Genomic DNA, 22,960 nt, shown 5'->3' with positions numbered 1-22,960 from the left:
CCAGGAGCATTCCGCACGCCACACGCATTCGTCTGCGCCCATGCTCACCACTCTCCCTCCTCCATCGTCTCCAGGGCCTGCCTCACCTTCCTCCTTCGGTAGTCCCCCAGCAGATCCTGATCATGCAGCCAGCGTGCACGTTCGCGCAGGTGCTTCTCGTGCTGTTTCCGGTAGGCGGCGTTGTGCCGTGCCAGATCTCGCTGGATGTGCCAGCGCGCATGCGTCGCCATGGTGGCCGCAAAGCGCTGCGCCTTCCCCCGAAAATCCGCGCACAGACTCGTCAGCGCCTCATTCTCCCGCCGGCTCCACAGCCGCTTGCGGTAAAACAGCGGCCGCCCCGCCTTGCGCAGCACCTTGCACAGGCGCTGCTCCGTCGTGGTCAGCCCATGCCACGGGCGCACGTTGATCTCCAGCGTGTTTGAACTCAGCGTCAGCTTCGGGGAAAGGCGCCACGTGATCCACACCCGGTGCACGCCCGCATGCCGGAAGGTGTATCCCCCGGACTGCCCAAAAAGCGTCAGGTCACGTGTCACCGGCCTGCCCGGCCCCACCTTGCACGGTGCGGGATTGTCGCAGCAGTGGTTGATCGACCGGTACCGCCGCCGTTCGCCACGCGGATCTTCGATCCAGATCGTGAAACTTGAATACGCAGGGTCCATCTCGTTGCGCAGTCCGCGTGGCACCCTCGCTCCCGGCACCAGGGAGAGCGTCATGTCCAGTTCCACCGGTTCAAAAGGCAGAAACTCATCGCGGCTCGTCTGGATCTCCAGCTCCAGCGGCGGGCGGCCCTGCGCATGCGGCTGCCTCACATCCCCGCTGCCCATGTAGGCGTGGTCGCCGAAAGGATTGCCACCCGGGTACACCGCCGGCTGGAGGCAGTCCGTCAGGTACGCGCGGTTGTCCGCATTAAACCGGTACCACGTCCGCGGCGGTGCGCTGTCATCCGGGCTCGAGCGCAGAAAGCACGGGTCGTCGGTGTGCAGCAGGTTAAAGACGTGCCCCAGCTCATGCACGCTGGTGTAGGCCGTCTGCTCCACCTCCTCGCTCTTCGTGCGCGTGTTCCGGATGCTCTGCAAAAACACCGCGCAGCCCTCCCGGCAGCATGCGGCCCACTGCGCCCAGTTGCTGTCGTCCAGGTCCGTTTTAAACCCCGTGTCAAACATCAGCCCCCGGATCTCCGGATGTTTCTCCAGCGCCGGCGCGTAGATCAGCGCGATGTCCCTGAGCGGTCCGGCCGGTGCATCGCGCGAATTCCCGGTGATCTCGCTCGTAAAGCTGTGCAGGTCCGCGATGGTCACCACCGCCTTTCCCGCATCCTTGGCCGCGCCCTGCAGCCGCGTGGTGTCCAGCGTCAGCTCCACCATGTCGTGCGAGTTTGCGCCAAACACCTCCGGCAGGCTCCGCGTCACGCCGTCACTGCACACCACCGCCGGTCCTTCGGGCGGCACGATGTCCCTCGGCACTCCTCCCAGATAGGCCAGGTGGCAGGTCAGCGGCAGTGTCTCAGGCATGGCATCAGGTCAGTTGTCCAGCTGGAGGGTGATGGGCAGCTTCGCCATCTGGTTCTTGTCCTTCGCGCTGCTCACCGCCAGGCTCAGCGTGTACTTCCCCGTGGCCAGCTCCGCCTTCTTCAGCGTCACCACCGCCTTGTCGGAGTTTGCCAGCTCGATGCTGCACTCGGACGTCCGGTCCTTGTTGCCGGAGATCTCCGTGAGCGTCAGCCCCTCGGAATTCACCTTCATGTTGAACGTCACAGTGAAGAACGGGTCCTTGCCCGGAAAATCATTCTTCTTCAAAGTCACCGTCGCAGGAGACACCAGTGCGGGCTTTCCGGTGGCAGGCGCAGGGGCCGCGGGCGCATCGGCCGGGCTTCCCGTCGTTTCAAAACGGCGCTGCTCCTCAGGCTTCAGCGCGCCCCCATTGAGCGTGACCTTGAACTTCACCGGTTCCAGCCGCACGCCAAAGCGCGGGTCCTCCACCACACGGTAGATCACCGGGCCGGCCGCGCTGGTGCTCACATGCGGCGCCTCGCCTTCGCCATCCCTCGCGCTCGCATCCGCGCCGGAGGGTTTCTTCGCCGCGGCCGCCGCCATCGCCTTGATCTGGGCCTCTCCCAGGTTGCCCGCTGTGTCCACCATGGAGGCCGCCACCGTGCTGTCGTCCTGCGTGTAGGCCACCATCTTCAGCATCCCGTTGCTGCTTCGCGTCAGCTTCATCTTGTGCTTCGCCATGAAGCTCCACGTGTTCACCGCATACTCGTTGTCCGGGTCAGGCAGATACTCCACCCGGTAGGACACCTTTCCATTGAGCTGCGGCGTGCCGATCACAAATGGCTGCGGCAGGGAGTAGCGCACCCCCTTCGCCTTGCTCCCGGCATTCACATCCGAGTTGTTGATTTTTTTGACCGTGATGCGCGAGAGGCACGAACTCAGCGCCAGAGGCAGAAGCACGATGAAGAGCGGCTTGAAGAAGTACATGAGCAAAAGAGTGGGTGGGAGGTTAAGATTTGACCGGGCTGCCGCTGCTGCCTTTGAGTTCCCAGACATAGTTGCCCTTGTCATCGATCGTCTTGATGATCTTGAACAGGTACACCCGTGGGGCCAGGCCGTCCGCGTCCATCGCCTCGCGCGCCGTGCCCATGTCCGCCGCGATCGCCGCCTTCGCTGTTTTTTCCAGCGCACTGATCACCGCTTTCGGCACCGCCGTGCCATCCCCGTTCGACTCAGCCCCGGTCAGGATGCCGTCCTCAAACGTCAGCGTTCCATCCACGGATGCCAGAAACTGGTAGGGCTTCACCTGCCGTTTCTTCGTCAGGTCCGGCATGTATTTGAGTTCGGAGTTCAGTCCTCCCTTGTTGTCGGTGTACACCAGCAGATACGGGGAGGAGTCGTAGTAGCGGAAGCCGTTTGCTCTCCAGTCCTGGTCCTCCGTCAGGCTCCCCCCGCTCAGCCCCGCGCAGGCGCTCAGCAGCAGGCTTGCCCCGGCCGCCAGTCCATTTCGCATCCATCGCGCAGCGCGCGTGCAGGCACGGCTTCGCGTGGGCCTCATGCATTCAGTCTTCGGCGCATCAGCGCCGCGGTGGTCGGGATCGTAGAGCAGGTTCATGGGAAAATACAGGGCAGGGGAGTGGCGCTGGCTCACGGGCAAAGATCATGCACACGATCTCCGCCACTCTCGCAGACACCGCACCCATCGCCGTGCGCAGTGCCGAAATGGCAGACCGTTCTGTGCGTGTCTTCATATTCCCTTTTTCAGCAAAAAAGGCCCACCGCGTCAATGATTATAGTAGATACATAAGTCTGCCTCCTAAAGCCCGCCCATCTCCAGCTTTGAAAATCATGGCCTTATCCCTCCCGTCATTTTTCACCACTCACCGCGCACTCATCCTCCCATCACCGCCGAAATCATAAATCATAGATCCCCCCATCGTCCCACCCACAAACAGTTTGAATAAACACCCGCGTCCCCCATCTTATCCCTCAGCATGCTTCGTCCCTTTCAGCACCTCCTGATCGCACTGGCCCTTCTGGCCCTCGCGTTTGCCCAGGTGTTCGGCATGGGCAGAGGGTTCCTTTGCGACTGCGGCGGCGTCGAACGCGTCACCTTTGCAGACCACTGCCACGGTCCCCACTCCGCCGCTTGCCACCAGCATGAAGATGAAGCCCCCTTTCCCTGCCAGGGCACCGAAGATCATCACGACGGAGAAGAAGGCAGCGAAGGCGGCACCCACGAGCACCAGGCCCTCATCGAAAGCCTGCTCGCCAGCATCTCCAGCAAGATCGAATTCTCCGCCATCGCCCCGGCGCTAGTCGCGCTCGTCATGCCAGAATGGCAGTCGCCGTCCCTCACCGGCCCCGCATCCCTCACTTCCTCTGCATCGCTTTCAGCCCATCCACCACCCGTCGCACACCGACCGTGGCCGCAGATGCTGACGCACGCAGTCGCTTTGAGAATTTGAGGCACAGCACAGCCTGCCATCCCAAGACGGATGGCTGACCGGCTGTCATGCAGTCCCACCTCACCTCACCCATCAGGCATGGCAGCACCATGCCCATGTCCCTCAGAACACCTTCTGTCCTCATGAACTCATTCCTTTTCCGCCTCCTCGCACTCCTTCTGGCCGCCCTCGGCACCGTGCCCGCTCGTGCCCTTGACCTCCCGCTCTCCGCCATCCCCCAGCGCGTGCGCACGCACCACCCGGACCTTGCCTCCGCGCGCCTCGCCATCGCCGAGGCCCGCGGCCGCCAGCTCGGCTCCGGCAGACTGCCCAATCCCACCGTCGGCTACGACTTCCAGAGCCAGAGCCGCGTCAGTCCGCAGACCGCCATCTACTCCTTTGACCAGACCTTCCCCCTCACGCGCCGTCTCAGCCTGGAGAAAAAACTCACCTCCCAGCTCGTCGCCAGCGCCGAACTCGAAGTCCGCGATGCCGAGCGCCGCCTCATCGCAGACGCCCAGGACAAAGCCATCCGCCTCCTCACCCTCGCCCGCCAGCAGGAGCTTCGCCAGCAGCAGACCGAGATCGCGAAAAAGCTCGCCGACTTCGCCACCGGCCGCGCCAAAGCCGGCGAAGTCTCCCCCCTGGACGCCAAGCAGATCCAGCTCGATGCCCAGCGCCTCCGCGTGGAGGCCCGCCTTCTGGAGGCCCAGAGCGTCAGCCTCCTCGGCCAGCTCAAGCCCATGCTCGGCCTCCGTGCCGAAGACAGCCTCCTCATCTCCGGAGACCTCACCATCATGGCAGTTCCTGGTATTTCCTCCTGGAAAATGCGCCCCGACTACCAGCTCGCCCAGACCAAAATCGCCGCCGCGCAGACCGACCAGCAGCTCGCCCGCGCCCGCCGCGTGCCCGACATCAAGGCAGGCTTCTTCACCTCCAACGAATTTCAGGACGTCGCCCCCAGCAGCCGCGTCCACACCGGCTACACCGGCTTCCGCTTCTCCATCCCGCTCCCTTTTTGGAACCGCAATCAGGGCGAGATCGCCGAAAAAGCCGCCGCCGCCCAGCGCGCCCAGCTGGAGAGCACCGCCCTCGCCCTCCAGATCAACAGCGAAGCCGGCACCGCCCGCCGCGAGATGGAGACCAACGCCGCCATCGTCCACGAGACCCGCGACACCCTCCTCCCCCTCGCCGCCGAGCAGATGTCCGACATGCAACGAGCCTACGAGTCCGGCCAGTCCCCCCTCCTCTCCGTCCTCCGCGCCCGCGACCAGCGCCTCCAGCTCGAATCCTCCTCCCTCGATGCCCTCCGCGACTTCCACCTCGCCCGCATCCGCTACGAATCCGCCACCGGCCAACACGCCCCCGCCCTCCAACAACCTTCCAAGTAGCCCCCCCCTCCAAACACTCCTCCTCCTCTTCCTCCCTTTTCAGTCCCGTCCTCGCCCACCGCCCCGCACACCTCGTCCTCGTCCTCGTCCTCCTACTCGAACTCGTCCTCGGTCCCACCGTTTCCCCACCTCCCACGATTTCCGCCATCCAGCATCCAGCATCCGCCCTCATGCGCCCCATCCTCCTCTTCCTCCTCGCCACCACCTTCCCGCTCCACGCGGCCGAGGACACCAAGCGCGCCTCCAACACCATCGTCCTCGATGAAACCGGCGTTAAAAACCTCCGCATCGAGACCGTCGAAGTCGAAGAAGCCGACTTCGAGACCACCCTCTTCTCCCTCGGCCGCATCCAGGCCATCCCCGGAAAAATCGCCGACCTCAGCAGCCGCATCGCCGGCCGCATCGTCGAGCTCCGCGTCGCTCCCGGAGACACCGTCAAAGAAGGCGACGACGTCGTCAAAGTCGAAAGCCGCCAGCCCGGCGATCCCCCGCCCACCATCACCCTCAAGGCCCCCATCAGCGGCCTCGTCACCCAGGTCAATCAACATCCCGGCGCCCCCATCGAGCCCAGCAATGCCGTCCTCGAAATCACCGACCTCACCGAAGTCTATGCCGTCGCCCGCGTCCCCGAGCACCAGGCCGGCCAGATGAAGCCCGGCACCAAGGCGCACATCAAAGTCGCCGCCCTGCCCAATGAAAAATTCGAAGGCGAGCTGCTCCGCTTCGGCACCAGCGCCGACCGCCAGAGCGGCACCCTCGACGCCATCTTCCGCCTCCCCAATACCGGCGGCCAGCTTCGCGCCGAAATGCGCGCAGAATTCAGCATCGTCATGAGCAAGCGCGAAAATGTCGTCGCCGTCCCACGCTCCGCCCTTCAAGGAGAAGGCGGCAACCGCTTCGTTTACGTCAAAGACTTCGACCTCAAAAACGCCTTCATCAAAAGCCCCGTCACCGTCGGCGAGATCAACGACCGCTACGTCGAGATCACCAACGGCCTCCTCCCCGCCGACGAAGTCGTCACCCGCGGCGCCTACTCCCTCTCCTTCGCCGGCGCCAGCGGCATCTCGCTCAAGGAAGCCCTCGATGCCGCCCACGGCCACGAACACGCCGAAGACGGCAGCGAGCTCACTCCCGAAAAACTCGCTGAGATGAAAGCCAAAAAAAACGGCACCCCACACCACGACGAAGACGGCCACGATCACGACCACGAAGCCGCCACCGCCCCCCAGAGCCCCATCTGGAAATACACCACCATCCTCCTCTCCATCCTTCTCCTCATCTCTCTCCTCACCCGCCGCTCCCCTCACTCCGACGAGCACGACCACCCCAAACAGCCCGCCTAAAGTTGTCCAGTTGCGCCGCAACTGGAGTTCAAAGACTCCCACCACTTCATACCACGAATCAAACACAAATAGCACACGAGTGACCCGCTCACCAAATTTCCCCTCCGGAAGAAATCTTTTTACCCCTAATTTTTTTACCCTCTCTCCGGACCGAGCTCCTCCCGCCATTCCGCATCGCTCTGGGCTTCCCCAACTTGAAACCTTAAACCTTAAACTTCTGCCTCTTCCAGTTTAAGCCATGCTCAATCACCTCATCCGCTGGTCCCTTCACAACCGCGCCCTCATCATCGGCGCCGCCATCATCCTCATGGTCATGGGCCTGCGCACCGCCATGCAGCTTCCTGTTGAAGTCCTCCCAGACCTCACCAAGCCCACCGTCATCATCCTCACCGAATCCCCCGGCCTCGCCCCCGAGGAAGTCGAGATGCGCGTCACCCAGCCCATCGAAAGCGCCCTCATGGGCGTCGCCGGCCTCACCCGCCTCCGCTCAAACTCAGACGTCTCCCTCTCCCTCGTCTATGCCGAGTTCGGTTGGGACACCGACATCTACCGCGCCCGCATGCTCGTGCAGGAGCGCCTGCAAAGCGCGCGCGGAAATCTCCCCGAAGGCGTCCAGCCCTTCATGACCCCCGTCGCCTCCCTCATGGGAGAAATCCTCCTCGTCGGCGTCCGCAGCACCATCAAGGAAGGAGAGCCCGGTTACATTCCCCCGCGCGAAGTCCGCTCCCTCGCCGACTGGACCATCAAACGCCGCCTGCAAAGCGTCTCCGGCATCGCCGAAATCCTCAACATGGGCGGCGGCGTCAAACGCATCGAAGTCCAGCCCGACCCCTGGAAAATGCAGGCCAACAACGTCACCTTTGCCGAGCTTGAGGAAGCCATCACCGAAGCCGCCAACACCACCACCGGCGGCTTCATCAATACCGGCCCCACCGAGATCATGGTGCGCAATCTCGCCATGTCCGTCGATCTCGGAGACATCGCCAAAACCATGATCAAGAAGGTCAACGACCGCCCCGTCGCCATCGGCGATGTCGCCGCCGTCGCCTGGGGCATCGAGCCCATGCGTGGCGATGCCACCGTCAGCCAGGCCCCCGAGAAATCGCCCACCTACGGCGTCATCATGTCCATCACCAAAGCCCCCGGCTTCGACACTCGCAAGCTCACCGAGCAGATCAAAACCGCCCTCGATGAATTGAAGCCCACCTTTCCCCCCGGCGTCGAGACCACGCTCCTCTTCCAGCAGAAAGACTTCATCGACAACGCCATCGGCAATCTCAAAAGCGCCATCGCCGAAGGTGCCGTCATGGTCACCATCGTCCTCTTTTTCTTCCTGCTCAATTTCCGCACCACCTTCATCACCCTCATGGCCATGCCACTCTCCTTTGGCATCACCATGCTCATCTTCCAGGCCCTCGGCATCAGCGTCAATAGCATGACCCTCGGCGGCCTCGCCGTCGCCATCGGCATGGTCGTTGATGACGCCATCGTCGATGTCGAAAACGTCTTCCGCCGCCTCAAAGAAAACGCCGCACTCCCCGCACCCCAGCCCCGCCTCCAAGTCATCGCCCAGGCCTCCGGCGAAGTCCGCAATTCCATCCTCTACGCCACCGTCCTCATCATCCTCGTCTTCCTCCCCCTCCTCGGCCTCACCGGCGTCGAAGGCAAACTCTTCGCCCCCATCGCCATCGCCACCATCATCTCCATGGTCGCGTCCTTCATCGTCTCACTAACGGCCATTCCCGTGCTGTGCTCCATTTTCCTCCGGCCCAGGGAAGGGCATGCGCACAAAGACGGCCCGCTCACCCGCGCCATGAAGGGGCTGCTGCGCCGCACGCTTCTGCGCTTTGCCCTCGCCCAGCCCGCACTCGTCCTCACCATCGCCCTCTTCCTTCTCATCGCCGCGTTCTCCCTCTATCCGCAGATGAACAAAGACTTCCTGCCCAAGTTTCAGGAAGAGACCGCCCTCGTCGCCGCCACCGCCGCACCCGGCACCTCCCTCGAAGAGATGAACAAAATTTCCGACGTCATCGAGCAGCAGATCCTCAGCGTCCCCGAAGTCCGCAAAGTCGGCCGCCGCCTCGGCCGCGCCGAGCGTGGCGACCACGTCGTCCCCGTCTCCACCGCCGAATTCGACGTCGATTTCCGCGAACCAAGCAGCCTTGTTCCTGCGGAACAAGGAACTCCTCACGCCACACCCACCGCCCCCGCAAACCCATCTCTCACCACCTCAGCCACCCCACCAGAACCTACCAGCTCCTCCCAGCCTCAGACGCAGCCCCGCACCCGCAAAGAAGTCCTCGCCGACATCACCACCAAAATAAAGACCGTCCCCGGCGTCTTCGCCGTCGTCGGTGGTCCACTCGCAGACCGCATCGGCCACATGATGAGCGGCGTCTCCGCCCCCGTCGCCATCAAAGTCTTCGGCCCCGATCTCGAGCAACTCCGCTCCATCGGCATCGAGATCCAAAAAATCGCCAAAGCCATCCCCGGCTTTGAAGACTGCAAGCTCGACCAGACCGCCACCATCCCACAGCTCCGCATCGAGGCAGACCGCGACCGCTCCAAAGCCTACGGCATCGCCCCCGGCCGCCTCAATCTCATGCTCTCCGCCCTCATCGGCGGCCAGGAACTCGCCGAGCTCCGCGAAGGCCAGCGCAAGGTCAGCCTCGTCATGCGCCTCCCCATCGAGTGGCGCGACTCCCCAGATAAAGTCGCCTCACTCCCCATCGAAACCGAAGAAGGCCAGCGCATCCCGCTCGACCTCGTCGCCGACGTCCGCGAAGCCAAAGGCCCCAACGTCATCTTTCGCGAAGCCAGCCAGCGCCGCTTCGCCCTCGCCATCAAGCCCACCGTTCAAGACGTCACCAATCTCGTCGAGCGCCTCCGCGTTCAGGTAAAAAAAGAGGTCAAACTCCCCCAGGGCTACAACATCACCTTTGAAGGCGAGTTCCAGGCACAGCAGGAGGCCACGCAGCGCATCGCCCTCTTCTCCGCCGTCGTCTTCATCGCCGTCTTCCTCATGCTCTACAGCTACTTCCGCAGCGCCTCCCTCGCTCTGCAGGTGCTCGTCAATATCCCCCTCGCCCTCATGGGCGGCCTCGCCTTCACGTATTTCAAGCTCAACAACATCAGCATCGCCACCCTCGTCGGCTTCATCGCCGTCGGCGGCGTCGCTGCGCGCAACGGCATCATGATGATCAGCCACTACCTCCACCTCATGCGTCATGAAGGAGAAAAATTCACCCGCAGCATGATCGAGCGCGGCACCCTTGAGCGGCTCGTCCCCGTTCTCATGACCGCCCTCAGCGCCGGCATCGGTCTCATCCCCCTTGTCCTCGCCGCCGACCAGCCCGGCAAAGAAATCCTGCATCCCGTCGCCGTCGTCATCGTCGGTGGCCTCGTCTCCTCCACCTTCCTCGATATGGCCATCACCCCCGCCATGTTCTACCTCTTCGGCCGCAAAGCCGCCCACCTCGCCATCTCCCAAAACGCCTCCGCGTCCCATTAATCAATCCTACTCCTCCTCTTACTCTTCCTCCTACTCCCTTTCCGCCCAACACACGCCGACTCGTCCTCCTACTCGTCCTCGTCCTCGTTCCTCCCGCTCCGCTTCCACCTCCAAACCCCACTTCACTCTCGCCCCAGCATCCAGCATCCACATCTCCCTCACACCAACAACTACCACCACAAACCAAACACCACCCATGAAAACCAAGCTCATCACCACCCTCCTCACCCTCGCCCTCACATTCACCCTCAACGCTGCTGATCCTAAGCACGACCACGACCACGAAAAAATCAAAGCCGGTCCCACCGGCGGCCGCCTCATCACCGAAGTCGAGCCTCACGCCGAGTTCTTCGTCAACAAAGACAACAAAGTCGAAATCCGCTTCGTCGATGACGACAACAAAGTCGTCCCTCCCGGCGAGCAAATCGTCACCGTCACCCTCGGCGAACGCTCCTCCCCCACCAAGCTCACCTTCACCAAAGACGGCAACAAGCTCATCAGCGACAAAACCATCCCCACCGGCAACGACCACCCCACCGTCGTTCAGATCCGCGCCAAAGAAGGAGCCAAAGCCGTGAACGAAAAGTTCAATCTCAACCTCGAGCAGTGCCCCACCTGCAAATACAAAGAGTACGCCTGCATCTGCGAACACGATCACGACCACGAAGCCCCCAAAGCCAAAAAGTAACCCCACCCATTCCGAAGCGAACCTCGTCAGTCACATCATCTGCACCAGGTTCGCTTCGCCGCTCCCCAACACCCTCGCCCCAGCCTCCGAAGTATTGTAGTACCGGCTTAGCCGGTCCGGTTCCCAGCGTCTCGATCAACGCCAGAGCAGTCAAAAACGAGTCTGGACAAAGGCGCGAGCAGGCGGCGACTCTCTCGACAAAACAAACCACGGCCCGAACGGTTCAGGCATAAACGTAGGACGGGCGTGGCGTAAGCCCGCCCGTCTGCCAGCGCGCCGCAAACACGGGTGAGTTTTTCAGCCATAGCCCGACCTCTTGGTCTCAAAGGCCAGCGTCCTCCCGTCATTCAGACCAGCAGTGCCGGGCTTTAGCGAGCGCTCCCCTGGGTTCTGCCAGCCAATCCGGCAAGCGAACCCATCACGCTCTTCATGCCGCCCGTCTCCCTGAAGCGTCTACCGGCATTCCCTTCGCGGAAAGCTTGTCGCTCCGCCACACGTCACGCCCGCCACACATCGCGCCGAAACATCCGGCTCCGCCGACTTCCACCCACGAATGAATCAACACACGACTGCATGCCTCGATAAACCTCCACTGAACTAGACCCACAAAAAAACCGCCGGGCCTTTCAGCACCGGCGGAGAAGAGAAGGAAACCGCTCTCAGCGTGCAAACCACTCTCAATGCCTGCCATGACCACCCGAGTTCATTCCAAAACCTGGGAAGCCAAAACGCCCACCACTGCTGTGTCCATGGTCGTGATGATGAGCCGGGCGGCAGTTGTGCGACACCGTGCGCCAGCCATACACAAGATGGCCGTGGCGATCCCGCCCGATGATGACCCGCTGGCGATACACGGAAGTGCCGCACGCCCCGCAGCGATGCGAGAAACTGGTGAACGAACCGCCATGGTCGTGATGATCGCGAGCCTCGGAAGCCGTGGGAGCCACCACGGCAAAGCCGGTCATGATGGCCAGGAGAGTGATGATTTTTTTCATGATAGTGGGATGTCTTTGTTGGGTTTTTTCGCCGCCTTATTTGCGGCATGCACATCAGACGCAGCCTCCTCTCAGCTATTCACGAACACTGAAAAAATTTGGTATCATCCCGCTCGTTGCACGAACAAACCACAAGATACCATGAGCATTCCAGAGGACGGTCATAAAGACCACGACCACGATCATAAAGATCACGCCAAGTCCTCCTCCGCCACCACCATTCCCGACTCCGATGACGAAACCGCCTCGCGGCTTCTCAGGCTCACCGCCATCGAGACCGCAGACATGGCTCTCATGCAGCGCTATCTCACCCGCGTCGCCAAAGCACCCTGCCTTGTCATGTCCAACGCCCTCCGCCTCCTGCGCACCTCCCCAACTTTAAACCTGTAACTTCAGACTTTAACCTCTAAGTTCGGAAAACACGCCGCCATGCAAAACTTCTCCGACTACCTCAGCAGCGGACACGTCTGGCTCTACGTCCCCGTCGCCATCCTCCTCGGCGCGCTGCATGGCCTCGAGCCCGGCCACTCCAAAACGATGATGGCCGCCTTCATCATCGCCATCCGTGGCACCATCTGGCAGGCCGTCCTCCTCGGCCTTTCCGCCGCCATCTCGCACTCCCTGCTCATCTGGGTGCTCGCCGCTCTCGCGCTCAACTACGGCGGCCAGTGGGATGCCGAAACCGTCGAGCCCTGGCTTCAAATAGGCTCCGCCGTCCTCATCTTCGGCCTCGCCATCTGGATGTACCTTCGCACCCGCCGGGAAGTCGCCGAGGCCCATGCCCACGAGCATGCTCATACCCACAGCCACACACATTCGCACGCACACGCACACGCGCACGCGCACGCGCATGCTCACACTCACGAGGCTCCATCTTCCGCATCCGCGTTTCAGCACGACATCGCCCTTCCCGCAGGCTTCACCCCGCCAGCAAGACTCACCGCCCTTGCAGCAAAATCTCCCCACGCCCTCGTATCAGAAGGTGGGGAGGCTTGCCCCAAGCCTCCGTCCCAGCGTTCCCACGACGGCCTCCTGCTCGATACCGGCCACGGCTTTCTCCTCATCGCCATCGTTAAAGACGCAGGCAGCACCAGCGGCACAGCCACCTCCCGCTTCCACATCCATCCCTGCACCTCCGCCGGCGCTCCCCTGCCATTACCTAAAGGCAACCACCTCACCCTCGAAACCGCGCGACTCGATGGCAGCACCCAGCTTTTCAAATTCGAACCCGTCGCCACCACCCACTGGGAAGCCACCGCTCCCGTCCCCGCACCCCACGACTTCACCGCCACCCTCACCCTAGGCCACTCCGACCACGCCCACACCTACCGCCTCAAATTCACCGCACCGTCTCCAGATCAGCCGCAGCAGCAAGTCCCCATCGCAGAAGAAATCAAAGCCGAAGGCGATGACGTCTATCAGGACGCCCACGAGCGCGCCCACGCAGAGGACATCGCCCGCCGCTTCAGCAGCCGCAGCGTCACCACCCCGCAGATCGTCCTCTTCGGCATCACCGGCGGCCTCATGCCATGTCCAGCTGCCTTCACCATCCTTCTGGTATGCCTTCAGCTCAAAAAAGTCGCCCTCGGCTTCGCCATCGTCGGCGCCTTCAGCTTCGGCCTCGCCCTCACGATGGTCACCGTCGGCGCCGCCGCCGCCTGGAGCGTCCAGCATGCCCAAAAACGCTTCACCGGCTTCGGCGACTGGATGCGCAAAGCCCCCTACATCTCCTGCATCCTCCTCACCCTCCTCTCCGCTTACATGGCCTGGTCCGGCTACCACGCCCTGCTACATCCTCACAGCCATTCCCACTAATCCCCCGCGCTCCCTCCGAAGGACCACTCCAGCCCAATCGTTTTCGTCCTCCTACTCGAACTCGTCCTCGATCCAATCGCTCCGCCATCCCCCCATTCTCCGCGCCTCCCAAAACCCTCGCTCCCAAATACCCCGCCTCACACATCAGACCACAACCTACCATCCCTCCTCCCCATTTTCAGCCTCCCCGTATTGTAGTACCGGCTTTAGCCGGTCCGGCTACCCGCTCGTAGTTAGGCGTTCACAGCAGCCCATCCTCCGGGAAATCATAAATCATAAATCCCAATGCCTCCCTCACTTCCGCAACCCCCACCACCTCCCCCCGAGTTCAACCCCTACCAGCCACCCACGACCGACGTCAGCCCGCCGCGTCCTGACATCGATTTCCGCAGCTACCCAGGTATTGGGCGCCTTTACTTTTTCGCTGTCCTCTTCCTCATTGGCATGGCCGGCGCCTCCATCACCCGGCGTTTTGATTCGGTGCTGCTGGGCAGGTGCGCCATGGCCTTTGCACTGCCGCCCACCGTCCTGCGGCTAAGAAATATCGGGCTGAGTTCTTGGTGGTGTCTGCTCGAGCTGGTGCCCATCCTCAATCTGGTCGTTAACATTCCATGCTTGGTCCTGCCTGCCGGCTACCGTTCTCATCGTCGCCTTGACCTCGCTGCCAAGATCACCGGGATCCTTTGCGTGCTTTACACCCTCTACATGATCTGGTTTCTGTCCAGCCTCTACTGATGAGGCAGTTATTTCACCGCCTCTTCCCGCCAAGCTCAGCTTCGCCCTCTGCCTCCTTTTCATCGCCTTCATCCTCTACATCCTCTTCACATAAGCGTTCGTCACCACCATGAACTGACAGCAACTGCCAGCCCTCTGAATACTTCGTCACCCTAGGCCGTCTCAGTCCCGCCATGAAACTCACTCTCCTCTCCCTCCTTCTCGTCGTCCCCACCCTCCTTATCGCGCAGAGCATCCCACGTCCGGTCGCAGCCGCCCCGCAGGTACTGCCGCCGCCCGGTCTCCCCATCGCCCCCGGTTACTCCGCCGCTCCGACCACCCTGCCGGACAACTACCAGATCACCCTCATCCTCACCGAAAAAGGCAAAGACGGCGATCCCCTCGAAATCTCCCTCGTCGTCGCCTCCCGCACCTTCACCGCCGTTCTTGCCGATTCCGGCGTCAACTTCGGCGGCGACCTCACCCTGGAAGAATCCGGCGCCCTCCTCGTCAACTACAACCTCGGCTGGGAGACCCCCGTCACCACTCCCAAAGCCAACCAGCCCCCTCAGATCGGCGGCACTCAGTACATGTCCTCCCGGACCACCGGCAGCGTCCGCTTAAAGGACGGCGAAGAACTCCAAATCCTCCGCGCCGGCACCCGCACCGCCAAGCTCTCCATCCGAAAGCTCCCCCTCGCCAAGTCCAAGTAGCCGCAAAGAATCCACCGTGCTCTTCGGTATCGAGTCGTTTCCTCGCAGCCAATAGCACAAACACTGTCCGATAAATCCAGCGCCGCCAAAAGCGGCTCTCCCTCTCCCCGCCCCTGACACACAACTGCATGCATTTCTCCTTCGGGGACGAGGGCCGGGGTGGGGGGTAAACCAAATCCCCCTCGCCAGCACGAACACCCCTTCATTCACCGGCAACCGGCAACCGGCAACCGGCCACCGAAACTGCTTCCGGGCCACCGCCACTCACAACCGCTCACCACTGGCACCCTTCCTGCACCTCCTGCAGGACGTGATCACCCTCGACACCGTCCAAAAGATGTTCGCCAGCATGCGCCGCGACGCACCCTGGTACATCGAAGGCGATCTCCTCTGGGCCTACTTCTTCACCGATCGCGACCAGCAGCGCCTCTCCGCCCTCGCCCGCAGACTCTCCCCCGAAGGCTACCGCACCGTCAGCATCTATCTCACCGAAGACGGCTCCAGCAGCGTCCTCCACCTCCAGCGCATCGAGACGCACACACCGCAGTCCCTCCACGCCCGCAATCAGGAGCTCCATCATCTCGCCACCGAATGCGGCATCGCATCCTACGACGGCATGGACGTCGGCCCCGTCCCCTCGAAACAAAGCAGGCTCTAGCAGGGCAGGGGCATCCTGTCATAGCAGGTCCTACCACAAAATAGCCCTCCAGTAGGAGTGGGGCCATCCTGGTCCCCCCACAAAGCGCCACTGCACCCACCCTCGTCTTTTCCCCTTCCGCCCGCCCGCCCCCTCCACCCGCCCGCCCCCTCCACCCCTCAAACTCCACCTCCCTTTCTCCACAACCTCCTTGTCCTCGAGCACTCGCCGGGCGAAGAAGCAAAACCTGAAACTTTAAACCTTTAACTTCAAACTTTGCTCTCCCTCATCCTCACCCACCCCGGCAGCTCCCATAAAGACGAGCTCCTCGCCTGCTCCCTCCTCGCCGCCGTTCACCGCGTCCCCATCGTCCGCCGCGAGCCCACACCCGAAGATCTCGCCGATCCCGCCACTGCCGTCGTTGATGTCGGCGGCCAGCACGACCCCGCGCTGAACAACTTCGACCACCATCAGTTCCCCGCAGATCACCCTCCCGTCTGCTCCCTCAGCCTCGTCCTCCAGCACCTCGGCCTCTACGAAGACGCCCGCCAGTTCTGCGACTGGCTCGAGCCCGCCGAATGGTTCGACACCCGCGGCCCCAACGTCACCGCCCAGTGGCTCGGAGTCGATCGCACCGCGATGAACAAACTCTCCTCGCCCATCGACATCACCATCCTCCGCCGCTTCGCCAAAGCCAAGAGCCTCACTCCCGGCGAGCCACTCTACGAAATCCTCACCTACATCGGCCAGGACCTCCTCGACTACCTCCGCGACCTCCGTGCCCGCCTCGACTTCGTCGCGCAAAACGCCGAAATCTGGACCTTCGCCGACCACGAAGTTCTCTACCTCCCGCGCACCGAGCCCATTCCCGAAGAACCCTCCGCCGGCATCACCCGCTACCTTGAGTCCATCGGCAAAAGCACCACCACCGTCGCCCTCATTTACCCCGACGGCCGCGGCACCGGCTATGGCCTCTCCCGCCACAACGACGCCCCGCACTACGACTTCACCCGCATCAGCACCCAGCCAGACGTCCACTTCGCCCACGCCCGCGGCTTCGTCGCCAAAACCTCCGCCTCCGACCTCGCCCGCATCAAAGAACTCCTCGCCCTCGCTTTCGCCCAAGTAGGATAGCCGTCCCGGCTGTCTCTTTGTCACAACTTTAGAGTTCATCCACTCAGCGAATCCCCACGCCACTTAAACTGCGCGGGCGGCGGGATGTAGCGCGGAATTCCGATTCCGCGCCGGGGCCGTACTCGGAATCGGAATTGCCTTCGGCTGTCTCCGCTACGCTCCGGCTCCGAGCTACACCTCGCGTGCCTCACGCTTTCGGCAGAGTTTCAGGTGCGCGTGATATTGGTTGGTTCCCTCTCAAAATGTAAGCGACCTCGTGTTCAGGTGATCGGCAGCCTCTCCTCGTCAGTCCGCATTCCGTAACCACCCCTCTCATCGCGCGTAGTACCCTCCGTGCACACCCGCGTCCTCCTCCTCCTCCTCGTCGCCACTCTCACATTCACCCTCGCCAGCTGCCACCGCCAGCCCGCCGCAGACATCACCTCGGACGCCGCCTGCACACGCGTCCCCATCAGCTACACCAGCGACTCCCTCACCATCACCGGCCTTCTGAGCAAGCCGCAGGGCAGGGGACCTTTCCCGCTCATCCTCGTCAATCACGGCGGCTTTGATCCCGCCGAAAAAATGGCGCCTTTCGTCGATCTCTTCGCCGCCGCAGGCTACGTCGCCCTCGCCTCCGACTATCGCGGCTGCGGCAGATCCCAGGGCCAGCACGAAGTCGCCAAAGGCGAGGTCAATGACGTGCTCAACGCCATCCGCTACGCCAAAACACTCCCCTGCGTCGATCCCCAGCGCGTCCACCTCTTCGGCTTCAGCCACGGCGCCATCCTCTCCCTCCTCGCCGCCTCACGCGATCCCTCCATCCAGAGCGTCATCGCCGCTCAAGGCCCCGTCGAACTCGCCGAATGCCACCGCCATTGGATCGCCCACCGCGAAGAGCCCGGCGTCAAGCCCCTCACCAGCCTCCACCTCATCATCGGCGGTACTCCCGAAGAGAAACCAGCCGCCTGGCGCGAACGCTCCGCCCTTTACGCCGCCCCCCAAATCCGTTGCCCCGTGCTCCTCATCTACAGCGACTCCGACGTCGCCATCCCCACCGATCAAGGCCCCCACATGGAAAAAGCCCTCCGCACCTCCGGCAACACCCACACCCGCCTCATCATGCTCAAAAATCTCAACCACGGCCTCACCCCCGCCGCCTGGGCCGACCTCAAGCCCACCCTGCTCGACTTCCTGAGTCAGCCTCAGAAAAATTGAAGCAAGAACCAATGCCTCAGGCTTCTCCCCACGAGTTGCAACCACTCGCCTCTGCAAGCAGGAAGTACGATAGGCACTCTTGCCTGTCGATCAGCGCTACCGCCAGTTCCAACACCATCGGTACGCCACATGTACCCTCCTCATTTGGGCGCTCATTCCCCCCAATACCAGATCATGCTTCTTCACAGCATTCCCCATGCGTGAGATACCCACTCGCCAGTCCTGTCGCTTGCAAAGACCAGCCAGCACCCCACTCTTGCCTTGCCCGTCCAATGACTCCCTCCAACGAACTCCGGCAAACATTCGCCCCCCTCCAGGATCGCGGTCTCATCCAGATGATCGATGAAACCCCGGTCGTGGATCTGATCGAACGTGCCTTTCCCTTCAGCGGCTCCAAAATCGACTGGGATGCCGTTCCGGGATCCCAGGTGAAAACTCGATCCTCCGGCTCGCCCGTTACCGAATGCCGCACCTTCCTGGACGAGTGCCTCCGCCATCTCGATCCCTCCGCCCCGCTCCTCATTGTGGGCGATGGCATCATGGACTTCGCCATCGCAGTTCGCCTGGGCGACCTCGACTGCTGTTTCGAAGAAATCATCCACCTCCCTCAGCACACCTACATCACCACCCCCACCGCCGAATGGTGTCTCGTCGTCACCATGGAAGACGACCTCTGCTTCGGCCACGCCCCTCCCCTAAACAAGCCCCTCTAGCCGCGAACAGATAACAGAGAACAGCTCTCGCCCCCCCAACTTCAAACTTTTAACCTTCAACTTTAAACTCCGACATCATACACCTGCACCCGCCCCATCGCCGCCCACGGTTGCCCCGCCTTCACTTTCCCCGCGCCCGTGATCACACCCGTCACCAGCCGCTTCCCGTCCACCGTAAACTTTGCCTGCGTCAGTCGCGATTTGCTGTCCAGCGACGTCACCAAGTTTCCGTCCGCCGCGTTAAACACCGCCACATTCCACGTCCCCTGCGCCTGACGGCCCGCCATGAGGAAGTGCTGCCCGTCCGGATGCCACGCCAGCGCCTCCATCAGGCCCGAGCCATGCTGCCCGTCCTTGATCTGATCCATCTTCTTGCCCGTGCGCCACTCCCAGCGCTGCCACGTCATCTTGCCATTGCCTGCCATCGGGTCGCCCATCGGCCCCATACCGCAGCCCAGCACCGCATGGCCATCCGGCGAGAAAACCAGTCCGTAAATGCCGCCGCTGAAGTGATGCGACTTCGTCGTGCCCCATGACGTAAAATCCGGCGAAGTCCACTGCGCCACCGGTTTCCCGTCCTTCGGTGCCGTCACATCCCACACCCGCACCTCGCCCATCATGTTCCCCGCAGCCACATGCCTGCTGTCCGGGCTGAAGGCACAGCTCAGCACCGGCGGCGTGTGGCTGTAGCTCGCCACCAGCGCACCGCTCGCCGTGTCATACACACGCACGCTCGGCTCCGTCTCCGCCGCGGGCTCATACTTCCACCCGCCGGAGATATACTGCCCCGTCACACTCGCCACCCGCGTCCCATCCGGAGACAGCGCCATCTGCCAACTCCAAAACTCATGGGCCTTCACTTCGCGCACACATTTGCGGGTCGCCACGTCATGCCAGATCAGCCGTCCATCGTAGCCGGTGCTGATCAGCGTCTTCCCGTCCGGCAGCAGCGCGCAGCCGCTCGCATACGCGTCGTGGTGCTTCTCAAACACCTCCGTCTTCCCGCTCGCCGTCTCCACCGCATGCACGCTCCCGTCCACGCACGCCGCATAGGCCAGCGCGCCATCCGGCGTCGTCGCCAGCCCCATCACACCCGCTGGCAGTTCGTATTGTTTCGTGCGCGTCAGTTTCATCAGCTCAGCCTTTCATCATTCATGATTCATCCTTCATCCTTGCTCCGCCGCGTTTACGCCAAAATCTCCCTTATTGGCTCCATCCTGTTCTCCACCCGGTGAAAGGTCGGCATCCCCGGCAGATCATACTCCGCATACGGGTCAATCCCCAGCGCTGTGAAGATCGTCGCAAACAGGTTCTGCTCATTGTACGGCTTCTCCGCCACATCCACCCCGTCGATGTCCGTCGCGCCCGTCACCACGCCGCGCTTCAGGCCGCAGCCGGTCATCATCAGGCTCCACGCATTCGGGTAGTGATCCCGGCCGCGCGCCGCGTTCATCCATGGGCTCCGGCCAAACTCACCCATCGCGATCACCAGCGTCGAGTCCAGCAGCCCGCGTTCCTCCAGATCATTCACCAGGTGATACACCACCCGGTCCAGCTCCGGCACCAGCATCTGATGGATCTCATGGTTGAAGACATGGTTGTCCCAGTTCATACCATTGGCCACCATCACAAACGGCGCGCCCTTTTCCACCAGATGCCGCGACATCAGCGCATGCTGCGCAAAACTCCCCGGCCCGTACCGTTCGCGATCTTTCGCCGGCAGCTTGTTCACGTCAAACAGCTCCGCGCTCGCCGTCAGCCCCTTCATCCGTTCAAAGGCCGCATTCTGGCTGCGCGCCACCGCACTGCCCCGATCCCGATCATACTTCGCCGTCAGAAACTTCCTCAGCGTCTCCCGGCTCTCCTTGTCATGCTGCGGAATGGTCGCGCCTTCGCTGTTCAGAAACTGCGTGTAGTCGCCCCCCAGCCGCACCGGCGCATGCTCCGCGCCCAGCCAGCCCGCCCAGTTTCCCGCCTTGAACCCCTCAAACTCATTCCCGCCCGGCACCGGATCCAGAAAGATGAAATTTGGGATCGCCGCATCCATCTGCCCCATCGCCTGGGACAGCGCGCTGCCCAGCGTCGGCCGCACAAATCCCGCACGCTCCGGCGCACCGCGCGTCAGCAGATTGATCGCCTGCAGATGCTCCGGCTGGGAGGTCTTCATGCTCCGCACCAGGTTCAGTTTGTCCGCAATGCTCGCGCACTTCGGCATCAGCCCTGAGAAGTGGATCCCCGGTATCTTCGTTGGCATCGAGCCAAACGGCCCGTTTGAGGGCCTCCCCGGCTTCGGATCCCACGTCTCAAACTGGCTCGGCGCCCCGCACAGCCACAGCAGGATGCAGTGCTTCTGCGCCTTCTTCGTCTCCGCCGCAAACACCGGATTGTGAAACAGCCCCGTAAAACTCCCCACGCTCGCCAGCGCCCCGCCTGACAGCCCCTTCAGAAACAGCCGCCGGTGCAGCGTATGCTCATGCGTCGGGCAGCGGGGCAGGGGATCACGGGGATTCATCAGAGGAAAAAGAAGAAAAAAAGGCGCGGTTCGCGCGCTTCAAAACTTACACACTTTGCCGCCCTTTTTTAGCAGCGAATTTGCCCCACGTCCGATTCTCCAGCCCCGCAGGAAACCCCTCCACGCCGCGAAAGGCACCCTCGGTCAAGTCTCGCACCCTCACCTAAACAGGTGAGGCAAAAGCGTTCGTCTTAAAGCCTCAATTCCAGTAGTTTATAGAAACATTAGAAAGATTCGGATCTTCAACCCTGCCCTCTTCACCCGATGCCAAACCGCTCCCCCGAGGCAAAACGCCGCTTTCACCGAGACGACCCCAGGGCCGTCCGCGTGGTGTTGCTGGCGCCTTACATGGCGGAGGGCACCGTGGTCTTTCACCAGGATCAGGCCCAGCCCGGTGCCGGGGGCGAATTTTTCCCCGTCCAGGCCAGCGTCTCCATCCCGGAGAAAACGCGCTGCCAGTTGATGCTCGCCAAATCCAGAGTCGTCCTCAATGTGACCCTCCACCCGCCCGCCGCCGAAGGCAGCAGCGAGCCCTTCCCCTTTGAAATCGCCGCCTGGGAGCCGATGGAGCTTCCAGCCAAAAAAGCACGCGTGTCGCTCTAAGTGCCTCAGGAGTGGGATCATCCTGATCCCACAACACCCCGCCAAACCCGCCGCCCCGCGAACCGAGGGACCAGGATGGTCCCCCTTCTGCCGAACCTCCGCCCTCCTAGCCCCTCAGGAGTGGGATCATCCTGATCCCACCACGCCCCGCCACACCCCACCGCCCCGCGAATCGAGAGACCAAGATACCCCATGCATCAGCGCCTCTTGGTTCAGCCAGCTACGTCGGTTCTTCCCACCTTGTCATGAGCACCCCGCTGTTCCTCAATCGCATGACCGATGTGGAAAAGTCCGTCAACCATCTTCCCCATTGGCAGCAGCCGGGCAGGTGCTATTTCCTGACGTTCCGCATGGCCGACTCCATCCCCGCAAAATTGCGCGACGAATGGACGGCTCAAAGGGATCAATGGCTCCAAGACCATCCCAAACCCCACTCCCCTGAAGAAACCGGAGAGTACCAGCAAAAGTTCACCGCACGCATCGAGCGGTGGCTCGATGCAGCACATGGCTCCTGTGTTTTGCGCCAGCCCGAGTGCCGCGAGATCGTCGCGGGTGCTTTGAGCTTTTTCGAAGCAAAGCGTTACCATCTACACTCCTGGGTCATCATGCCCAATCATGTCCATGTGCTGATGTCCCTTCACGAAGGAGAGCAGCTCGGCAGAGTTCTTTCCAGTTGGAAAAGCTTCACTGCAAATCGTTTGAATGATCTGCTTCATCTCAGCGGACCCTTCTGGCAGGAGGATTACTTCGATCGCCTCGTACGCGACTCCGACCACTTCGTGCGGTGCGTACGATACATCCGTCGCAATCCCCTCAAAGCAAACCTGCCGCCCGACGCTTATTCCATCTGGGAAGACGCCCTTTCTCGCCAATGGGCTCCCACCGCCCCCTAGGAGTGGGATCATCCTGATCCCACAACGCCCCGCCACACCCGCCACCCCCGCGAACCGAGGGACCAAGATGGTCCCCCTCCTGCCAAACCTCCGCCCGCCCCGCCCCCTCAGGAGTGGGATCATCCTGATCCCACATCACCCCGCCACAACCACCGCCACCCGAA

General features: G+C 62.4%; 21 protein-coding genes. 15 read left to right on the top strand and 6 right to left on the bottom strand.

Annotation, left to right across the window (positions count from 1 at the left end; all coding sequences use genetic code 11):
• Positions 1 to 44 precede the first annotated feature (44 nt).
• From ACILSO_RS23405 to ACILSO_RS23395, 3 genes are read right to left on the bottom strand one after another with little or no spacing between them, the layout of a single operon-like run.
• Entirely contained in the window at positions 45 to 1,511 is a 1,467-nt protein-coding gene (locus ACILSO_RS23405) for a hypothetical protein (RefSeq protein WP_395739894.1), read from the bottom strand.
• A 9-nt stretch (positions 1,512 to 1,520) separates the two neighbouring features.
• Complete coding sequence (locus tag ACILSO_RS23400) at positions 1,521 to 2,477, bottom strand: hypothetical protein (RefSeq protein WP_395739893.1); 957 nt, start codon at positions 2,475 to 2,477, stop codon at positions 1,521 to 1,523.
• A 22-nt stretch (positions 2,478 to 2,499) separates the two neighbouring features.
• Positions 2,500 to 3,105, bottom strand: coding sequence for a hypothetical protein (locus ACILSO_RS23395; protein ID WP_395739892.1), 606 nt, complete (start codon positions 3,103 to 3,105; stop codon positions 2,500 to 2,502).
• 379 nt (positions 3,106 to 3,484) lie between these two features.
• Here ACILSO_RS23395 and ACILSO_RS23390 point away from each other — a divergent pair, with 379 nt between their 5' ends.
• The 5 genes from ACILSO_RS23390 to ACILSO_RS23370 all read left to right on the top strand — a co-directional run bounded on the left by ACILSO_RS23390 (position 3,485) and on the right by ACILSO_RS23370 (position 10,870).
• Positions 3,485 to 3,958, top strand: coding sequence for a hypothetical protein (locus tag ACILSO_RS23390; RefSeq protein ID WP_395739891.1), 474 nt, complete (start codon positions 3,485 to 3,487; stop codon positions 3,956 to 3,958).
• Positions 3,959 to 4,080: 122 nt separating this feature from the next.
• The gene (locus tag ACILSO_RS23385) at positions 4,081 to 5,328 is read left to right on the top strand and encodes a TolC family protein (protein WP_395739890.1); all 1,248 of its coding nucleotides are present in this window, start codon (positions 4,081 to 4,083) and stop codon (positions 5,326 to 5,328) included.
• Between the two features lie 170 nt (positions 5,329 to 5,498).
• The gene (locus ACILSO_RS23380) at positions 5,499 to 6,671 is read left to right on the top strand and encodes an efflux RND transporter periplasmic adaptor subunit (RefSeq protein WP_395739889.1); all 1,173 of its coding nucleotides are present in this window, start codon (positions 5,499 to 5,501) and stop codon (positions 6,669 to 6,671) included.
• Positions 6,672 to 6,909: 238 nt separating this feature from the next.
• Positions 6,910 to 10,182, top strand: coding sequence for an efflux RND transporter permease subunit (locus ACILSO_RS23375; protein WP_395739888.1), 3,273 nt, complete (start codon positions 6,910 to 6,912; stop codon positions 10,180 to 10,182).
• Positions 10,183 to 10,378: 196 nt separating this feature from the next.
• Complete coding sequence (locus tag ACILSO_RS23370; RefSeq protein WP_395739887.1) at positions 10,379 to 10,870, top strand: hypothetical protein; 492 nt, start codon at positions 10,379 to 10,381, stop codon at positions 10,868 to 10,870.
• Between the two features lie 677 nt (positions 10,871 to 11,547).
• Here the strand turns inward: ACILSO_RS23370 and ACILSO_RS23365 are convergent.
• Positions 11,548 to 11,865, bottom strand: coding sequence for a hypothetical protein (locus tag ACILSO_RS23365; RefSeq protein WP_395739886.1), 318 nt, complete (start codon positions 11,863 to 11,865; stop codon positions 11,548 to 11,550).
• A 141-nt stretch (positions 11,866 to 12,006) separates the two neighbouring features.
• Between ACILSO_RS23365 and ACILSO_RS23360 the strand changes: the two genes are divergently transcribed.
• From ACILSO_RS23360 to ACILSO_RS23325, 8 genes are all read left to right on the top strand, one after another.
• Positions 12,007 to 12,255: a hypothetical protein gene (locus ACILSO_RS23360; protein ID WP_395739885.1), complete on the top strand. Its 249-nt coding sequence runs from the start codon at positions 12,007 to 12,009 to the stop codon at positions 12,253 to 12,255.
• 39 nt (positions 12,256 to 12,294) lie between these two features.
• Complete coding sequence (locus ACILSO_RS23355; RefSeq protein WP_395739884.1) at positions 12,295 to 13,680, top strand: sulfite exporter TauE/SafE family protein; 1,386 nt, start codon at positions 12,295 to 12,297, stop codon at positions 13,678 to 13,680.
• 285 nt (positions 13,681 to 13,965) lie between these two features.
• Positions 13,966 to 14,415 (top strand): hypothetical protein, encoded by a 450-nt coding sequence (locus tag ACILSO_RS23350; RefSeq protein WP_395739883.1) that lies wholly within the window; start codon positions 13,966 to 13,968, stop codon positions 14,413 to 14,415.
• A 173-nt stretch (positions 14,416 to 14,588) separates the two neighbouring features.
• Positions 14,589 to 15,107: a hypothetical protein gene (locus ACILSO_RS23345; protein WP_395739882.1), complete on the top strand. Its 519-nt coding sequence runs from the start codon at positions 14,589 to 14,591 to the stop codon at positions 15,105 to 15,107.
• 310 nt (positions 15,108 to 15,417) lie between these two features.
• The gene (locus ACILSO_RS23340; protein WP_395739881.1) at positions 15,418 to 15,765 is read left to right on the top strand and encodes a ribonuclease E inhibitor RraB; all 348 of its coding nucleotides are present in this window, start codon (positions 15,418 to 15,420) and stop codon (positions 15,763 to 15,765) included.
• Positions 15,766 to 16,020: 255 nt separating this feature from the next.
• Positions 16,021 to 16,878, top strand: a complete 858-nt coding sequence (locus ACILSO_RS23335) for an MYG1 family protein (RefSeq protein WP_395739880.1) — start codon at positions 16,021 to 16,023, stop codon at positions 16,876 to 16,878.
• A gap of 333 nt (positions 16,879 to 17,211) precedes the next feature.
• On the top strand, positions 17,212 to 18,075 hold the full coding sequence (locus ACILSO_RS23330; protein ID WP_395739879.1) for an alpha/beta hydrolase family protein: 864 nt from the start codon (positions 17,212 to 17,214) through the stop codon (positions 18,073 to 18,075).
• A 272-nt stretch (positions 18,076 to 18,347) separates the two neighbouring features.
• The gene (locus ACILSO_RS23325; protein ID WP_395739878.1) at positions 18,348 to 18,788 is read left to right on the top strand and encodes a hypothetical protein; all 441 of its coding nucleotides are present in this window, start codon (positions 18,348 to 18,350) and stop codon (positions 18,786 to 18,788) included.
• Between the two features lie 62 nt (positions 18,789 to 18,850).
• Here the strand turns inward: ACILSO_RS23325 and ACILSO_RS23320 are convergent, their stop codons facing one another.
• The gene (locus ACILSO_RS23320; protein ID WP_395739877.1) at positions 18,851 to 19,921 is read right to left on the bottom strand and encodes a WD40 repeat domain-containing protein; all 1,071 of its coding nucleotides are present in this window, start codon (positions 19,919 to 19,921) and stop codon (positions 18,851 to 18,853) included.
• 53 nt (positions 19,922 to 19,974) lie between these two features.
• Complete coding sequence (locus ACILSO_RS23315) at positions 19,975 to 21,300, bottom strand: DUF1501 domain-containing protein (protein WP_395739876.1); 1,326 nt, start codon at positions 21,298 to 21,300, stop codon at positions 19,975 to 19,977.
• A 264-nt stretch (positions 21,301 to 21,564) separates the two neighbouring features.
• On the opposite strand from ACILSO_RS23315, the gene ACILSO_RS23310 reads away from it, so the two are divergent.
• Positions 21,565 to 21,903 carry a hypothetical protein gene (locus ACILSO_RS23310; RefSeq protein ID WP_395739875.1) on the top strand — a complete coding sequence of 113 codons (339 nt, stop codon included), beginning with the start codon at positions 21,565 to 21,567 and terminating at the stop codon, positions 21,901 to 21,903.
• A gap of 245 nt (positions 21,904 to 22,148) precedes the next feature.
• Positions 22,149 to 22,796, top strand: coding sequence for a transposase (locus ACILSO_RS23305; protein WP_395739874.1), 648 nt, complete (start codon positions 22,149 to 22,151; stop codon positions 22,794 to 22,796).
• Positions 22,797 to 22,960: the final 164 nt, after the last annotated feature.

The organism is Prosthecobacter sp., assembly GCF_044226605.1.
In the GTDB taxonomy this organism is placed as follows: domain Bacteria; phylum Verrucomicrobiota; class Verrucomicrobiia; order Verrucomicrobiales; family Verrucomicrobiaceae; genus Prosthecobacter.
Note: the sequence above shows the minus strand (reverse complement) of the source record. Positions and strands in the feature narration are given on the sequence as shown.

Coding starts and splice junctions, on each gene's coding strand:
- ACILSO_RS23405 (WP_395739894.1), bottom strand. CDS start 1,511: ATGCCTGAGACACTGCCGCTGACCTGCCACCTGGCCTATCTGGGAGGA.
- ACILSO_RS23400 (WP_395739893.1), bottom strand. CDS start 2,477: ATGTACTTCTTCAAGCCGCTCTTCATCGTGCTTCTGCCTCTGGCGCTG.
- ACILSO_RS23395 (WP_395739892.1), bottom strand. CDS start 3,105: ATGAACCTGCTCTACGATCCCGACCACCGCGGCGCTGATGCGCCGAAG.
- ACILSO_RS23390 (WP_395739891.1), top strand. CDS start 3,485: ATGCTTCGTCCCTTTCAGCACCTCCTGATCGCACTGGCCCTTCTGGCC.
- ACILSO_RS23385 (WP_395739890.1), top strand. CDS start 4,081: ATGAACTCATTCCTTTTCCGCCTCCTCGCACTCCTTCTGGCCGCCCTC.
- ACILSO_RS23380 (WP_395739889.1), top strand. CDS start 5,499: ATGCGCCCCATCCTCCTCTTCCTCCTCGCCACCACCTTCCCGCTCCAC.
- ACILSO_RS23375 (WP_395739888.1), top strand. CDS start 6,910: ATGCTCAATCACCTCATCCGCTGGTCCCTTCACAACCGCGCCCTCATC.
- ACILSO_RS23370 (WP_395739887.1), top strand. CDS start 10,379: ATGAAAACCAAGCTCATCACCACCCTCCTCACCCTCGCCCTCACATTC.
- ACILSO_RS23365 (WP_395739886.1), bottom strand. CDS start 11,865: ATGAAAAAAATCATCACTCTCCTGGCCATCATGACCGGCTTTGCCGTG.
- ACILSO_RS23360 (WP_395739885.1), top strand. CDS start 12,007: ATGAGCATTCCAGAGGACGGTCATAAAGACCACGACCACGATCATAAA.
- ACILSO_RS23355 (WP_395739884.1), top strand. CDS start 12,295: ATGCAAAACTTCTCCGACTACCTCAGCAGCGGACACGTCTGGCTCTAC.
- ACILSO_RS23350 (WP_395739883.1), top strand. CDS start 13,966: ATGCCTCCCTCACTTCCGCAACCCCCACCACCTCCCCCCGAGTTCAAC.
- ACILSO_RS23345 (WP_395739882.1), top strand. CDS start 14,589: ATGAAACTCACTCTCCTCTCCCTCCTTCTCGTCGTCCCCACCCTCCTT.
- ACILSO_RS23325 (WP_395739878.1), top strand. CDS start 18,348: ATGACTCCCTCCAACGAACTCCGGCAAACATTCGCCCCCCTCCAGGAT.
- ACILSO_RS23320 (WP_395739877.1), bottom strand. CDS start 19,921: ATGAAACTGACGCGCACGAAACAATACGAACTGCCAGCGGGTGTGATG.
- ACILSO_RS23315 (WP_395739876.1), bottom strand. CDS start 21,300: ATGAATCCCCGTGATCCCCTGCCCCGCTGCCCGACGCATGAGCATACG.
- ACILSO_RS23310 (WP_395739875.1), top strand. CDS start 21,565: ATGCCAAACCGCTCCCCCGAGGCAAAACGCCGCTTTCACCGAGACGAC.
- ACILSO_RS23305 (WP_395739874.1), top strand. CDS start 22,149: ATGAGCACCCCGCTGTTCCTCAATCGCATGACCGATGTGGAAAAGTCC.